This is a genomic window from Kitasatospora sp. NPDC033851 (assembly GCF_055576085.1).
The window spans coordinates 1-5,622 of sequence record NZ_JBVIRL010000076.1 but is presented as its reverse complement, the minus strand read 5'-3'; the positions used below and the strand labels follow the sequence as shown (position 1 = coordinate 5,622).

Here is a 5,622-nt window from a genome sequence, read left to right as displayed (position 1 = left end):
GTAGCCACCGCCCCACGCGTCACACACCACAACGGCGCACCGACCCCGGCATCGCCCAACGCCTGCACCAGCGTCAGCGTCGCCACCGGGCCGCCCGCCGCAAGCAGCGAGACCACACCGGAGAACCGGACACCGTCGGCGAGGAAGGCTCGCAGCGCCTCGGCCACCGAGGCCCGGTCGGCCGCGGCGGTGTCCAGCTCGTACCGGCGCACCTCCACCCCGCGTGCGGCGAGCAGGCCCTCGACGGCGGCCGCGGCGGCATCGTCCTCGCTGTCGGCCGGCACCGCCACCAGCCAGGTGCCGGACGGCACGCCGGAGCCGAGGTCGGCAACCGGCTTCCAGCTGTCCCGGTAGCGCCAGCCGTCGACCGTGTTCCGGTCGCGGCTCTGGCGACGCCAGGCGGAGAGGGCCGGGAGGACCTCGCTCAGCGGGCGGTCGGCGTCCAGGTCCAGGGCAACCGACAGCGCGTCGACGTCTCCGCTCTCGACGGCCTCCCAGAAGCGGGCGTCCACGGCATCGACCGACGCCTCGGCGACGGCCGCCGAATTGACCGACTCCAGCCAGTACTTCTCACGCTGGAAGGCGTAGGTCGGCAGCTCCACCGTCCGAGCACCTCGGCCGGCGAGAAGGCCCTGCCAGTCGACCCGCAGCCCGCGCACCCACGCCTCGGCGAACGAGGCGAACAACCGCTCCAGCCCACCCTCGTGACGACGCAGCGTCCCGAAGGCCCCCGCCGGCCGACCGGCCGCCTCGGCGGCGTCCTGCACCGCCATCGCCAGCACCGGATGCGCGCTCACCTCGACGAACGTGCCGTAGCCGTCGGCGAGGAGGGCGTCGACCGCCTCGGCGAAGCGGACGGTGGTACGGAGGTTGGTGTACCAGTACTCGGCATCCATGGCGGAACCGTCGACCAGCCCACCGGTCACCGTCGAGAACACCGGCACCGAACCCGCCCGCGGACGGACCTCCGCAAGGACCTCCAACAGCTCGGCACGGATCGACTCCACCTGCGCGGAATGCGAGGCGTAGTCCACCGGGACACGACGGGCACGAACGCCGTCCACCTCACACGAGGCCAACAACTCCTCCAGAGCGGCCGGCTCACCGGACACCACCACCGCCGACGGACCGTTCACCGCCGCGACCGACACCCGATCCCCGTCACCGAGACGCTCACGCACCTCCTCCACCGGCAACGCCACCGAGACCATGCCACCCAGACCCGCCAGACCACCCGCGATCGCCCGGCTGCGCAGCGCCACCACCCGGGCACCGTCCTCCAGCGACAACGCACCCGCCACCACCGCGGCAGCGATCTCACCCTGCGAATGACCGACCACCACACCCGGCTCCACACCGGACGCACGCCACACCTCCGCAAGGGACACCATCACCGCCCACAACACCGGCTGGACGACGTCCACCCGATCCATCCACCCATCACCCTCGACGCCCCGAACCACCTCCAGCAGCGACCAGCCATCCACGAACGGCGCCAACGCCGCCCCGCACTCCGCCATCCGCACAGCGAACACCGACGACGACTCCAACAGCTCCACCGCCATCGCGGCCCACTGCGAACCCTGACCCGGGAAGACGAACGCCACCCGGCCCGCCGAACCGCTCACGCCCCGGACCGCCCCCGGCAGGTCCGCCGCCAGCGCCTCCAGCCCCGCCACGGCACTGGCACGGTCACCCGCCACCACCACCGCCCGATGCTCGAACACCGCCCGCGACGCCACCAGCGAGTGCCCCAGGTCGGACAGGCCGAGGCTGGGCTGCTCGTTCAGGAGGGCCACCATCTTTGCGGCCTGGCCCTGGAGGGCCTTCTCGTTCCTTGCCGACAGCACGATCGGCACGGCCGGGGTCTCGTCGCCGGCGGTCGGGTGCTCGACCGTGGCCGGTGCGTACTCGAGGATGGTGTGGGCGTTGGTCCCGCTGATACCGAAGGACGACACCGCCGCGCGACGCGGGCGCCCGGTCTCCGGCCAGGCCCGTCGCTCGGTGAGCAGCTCCACCGCACCCGCCGACCAGTCGACCTTCGCCGACGGCTCACTCACGTGCAGCGTCTGCGGCAGCACACCGTGCCGCATCGCCATCACCATCTTGATGATCCCGCCCACACCGGCTGCGGCCTGCGTGTGACCGATGTTCGACTTCAACGAACCCAGCCACAGCGGCTGTTCGGCCGAACGCTCACGGCCGTACGTGTTCAGCAGCGCCTGCGCCTCGATCGGGTCGCCCAGGGTCGTCCCCGTCCCGTGCGCCTCCACCGCATCGATCTGATCCGATGCCAGACCCGCATTCGCCAACGCCTGCCGGATCACCCGCTGCTGCGACGGACCGTTCGGCGCGGTCAGGCCGTTCGACGCACCGTCCTGGTTCACGGCACTGCCGCGCACGACCGCGAGCACCGGGTGCCCGTTGCGGCGGGCGTCGGAGAGCCGCTCGACGAGGAGCATGCCGACGCCCTCGCCCCAACCGGTGCCGTCCGCCTCCGCCGAGAACGCCTTGCACCGGCCGTCGGCCGACAGGCCGCGCTGGCGGCTGAAGTCGACGAAGGTCTCGGGCGTCGCCATCACGGTGACACCGCCCGCGAGCGCCATCGTGCACTCGCCCTGGCGCAGCGCCTGGATCGCCCAGTGCAGCGCGACCAGCGAGGACGAGCAGGCGGTGTCGACGGTGACCGCCGGACCCTCCAGGCCGAAGGTGTAGGCGACCCGGCCCGAGGCGATGCTGCCCGAGACACCGGTGCCGAGGTAACCCTCGACGCCCTCGGGGAGTTCTCCGATCCCGGTCGCGTAGTCGTGGTACATCACGCCGGCGAACACGCCGGTCCGGCTGCCGCGCAGCGTAGCCGGGTCGATCCCCGCACGCTCCACGGCCTCCCACGAGGTCTCCAGCAGCAGCCGCTGCTGCGGGTCCATCGCCAACGCCTCGCGCGGCGAGATCCCGAAGAACTCCGGGTCGAACAGCCCCGCGTCGTGCAGGAAGCCGCCCTCGCGGGCGTAGGTGGTGCCCTGGTGGTCGGGGTCGGGGTGGTAGAGACCGTCGAGGTCCCAACCGCGGCCGGTCGGGAAGCCGGAGATCGCGTCACCGGCCCCGAGCACCAGGCTCCACAGATCCTCGGGGGACTCCACCCCGCCGGGGTAGCGGCAAGCCATGCCGACGATCGCGATCGGCTCGTCGTTCGCGGCCGAGGACGCCCGGGCGGCGCCGGCGCCGGTCACGGTGGCGTGCTCGTCCGCGTCGTCGCCGAGGAGTTCGGCGAGCAGGAAGGAGGCGAGGGCGCCCGGCGTCGGGTAGTCGAAGACGAGGGTGGCGGGCAGGCGCAGGCCGGTCGCGCCGTTGAGCTCGTTGCGCAGCTCGACGGCGGTCAGCGAGTCGAAGCCCAGCTCCTTGAACGCCCGTGCGGACTCCACCGCACCCCCGTCGGCGTAGCCGAGCACGGCGGCGACGCGGGAGCGGACCAGGCCGAGGAGAGTCTCCTCCCGGTCGGCGGCGGCCGGCTGGGCCAGCAGTCGGGCGACCAGCTCGGAGCCGCCGGCCGTCGCCCCGGCGCGGGCGACCCGCCGGGTCGGGACCCGGATCAGGCCCCGCAGGAGGGCGGGCAGGGTGCCGGCGGCGGCCTGGGCGTGCAGGGCAGTCAGGTCCAGGTGCATCGGGACGAGGGCGGCGCTGCCGATGGCGGTGGCCGCGTCGAGCAGCCCGAGGCCCTCGGCGGAGCCGAGGCCGTGAATGCCGCCGCGGCTCATGCGCTGGACGTCCACCGCGTCGAGGCTGCCGACCATGCCGCTGCTGTCGGCCCACGGACCCCAGGCGAGGGAGGTGGCGGGCAGCCCGGCGGCCCGGCGCTGGGCGGCGAGGGCGTCCAGGAAGACGTTCGCGGCCGCGTAGTTGCCCTGGCCGGGGCTGCTGAGCGTGCCGGCGGCGGAGGAGAACAGGACGAAGGCGGTGAGCGGGTGATCGGCCGTCAGCTCGTGGAGGTGGAGGGCCGCGTCGACCTTCGGACGCAGCACGGTGTCGATGCGGTCGGGAGTGAGCGAGGTGACGATGCCGTCGTCCAGGACACCGGCCGTGTGGACCACACCGGAGAGCTCGTGGTCGGCGAGCAGCGCGGCCAGCGCGTCGCGGTCGGCCACGTCGCACGCCGCGACCGTCACCGTTGCGCCGGCGTCCGTCAGCTCGGCGACCAGCACCGCCGCACCCGGCGCGTCCGCACCACGACGCGACACCAGCAGCAGACTCCGCACCCCGTGCCCGACCACCAGGTGACGGGCCACCAGCCCGCCCAGCAGACCCGACGCACCCGTCACCAGGACCGTGCCCGACGGCCCGAACACCGACACCGCCTCCGAGGACGCAGCCGCCCTCGACAGACGCGGCACCTGAATCGCGCCGGCGCGTACCGCGAGCTCCGGCTCGCCGGCCGCCAGAGCGGCGGAGAGCGCCTCGCGGGAGAAGTCGCCGCCGTCGAGGTCCAGCAGGACCAGGCGGCCGGGGTTCTCGGACTGCGCCGAGCGGACCAGGCCCCACACCGGGGCGTGCACCAGGTCCTCGACCTCGGCACCGACCGCCCCACGGGTCACCAGGACCAGACGCGACGCCGAGAACCGCTCATCAGCCAGCCACTCCCGCACCGTCCCCAAAACCCCATGCAGCGCGGCGCGCACAGCCGAGGCCACACCGTCAGACGCTTCGACCGACTCCAGCGCCAGGAACACCGCATCCGGAACCCCCGAACCGCCGTCGACCGCCGCACCCAGCTCCGTCAGGTCCGCGAACCGCTCCGCACCGAACCCGCCCGCACCCAGCACGGCCCACCGACCCGCCGGCGCCTGCGACACCGGCAGCACCGTCCACTCCACCCGGTACAGCGAGTCGACGAAGCCACCGCGCGCACTGCGCACCTGCTCCTCGGACACCTCACGGGAGACCAGGGACTCCACCGCGGCCACCGGCCGGCCGGTCTCGTCCGCCAGCAGCAGCGAGGCCGTGTCCTGCCCGGCCTCGGTGAGACGCAGGCGCAGGGCGGTCGCACCGGCGGCATAGAGGGTGACCCCGTTCCAGGAGAACGGGATCCGGGCCCGGCGGGGGCCGTCCGCGGTCGAGCCGTCGGCGATGTCCAGGCCGAGGGCGTGCAGCGCGGCGTCGAGCAGCGCCGGGTGCAGTCCGTACTGCTCGGCGTCCTCGTGGGCACTCTCCGGAAGCCGGATCTCGGCGTACGTGTCTCCGTCGTGCCGCCAGGCGGCGCGCAGGCCCTGGAACACCGGTCCGTACCCGAACCCGGCCGCGGCCAGCCGCTCGTACAGGTCGTCGACGGGAACCGGCACCGCACCGGTCGGCGGCCACTCGACCAGCTCGAACGACGGGACGGCGGCCGTGCTGTCGGGTGCGAGCACACCGGTGGCGTGCCGCGTCCACGGCTCGCCCTCCACGGCCTCCTCCGGGCGCGAGTGCAGGCTCAGCGTCCGCCGGCCCGCCTCGTCCACGCCGGCCAGGGACAGGCGCAGCTGGACGCCGCCGCGCTCGGGCAGCACCAGCGGCGCCTCCAGCGTCAGCTCCTCCAGCAGCCCGCAGCCGACCTGGTCACCGGCGCGGATCGCCAGCTCGACGAACGCC

At 73.8% G+C, this 5,622-nt stretch carries 1 protein-coding gene; it reads right to left on the bottom strand.

Annotated elements, in window-relative coordinates; genetic code table 11:
• The coding region (locus ACZ51D_RS43315; protein ID WP_465665808.1) for a type I polyketide synthase at window positions 1-5,622 on the bottom strand (5,622 nt) is incomplete at both ends.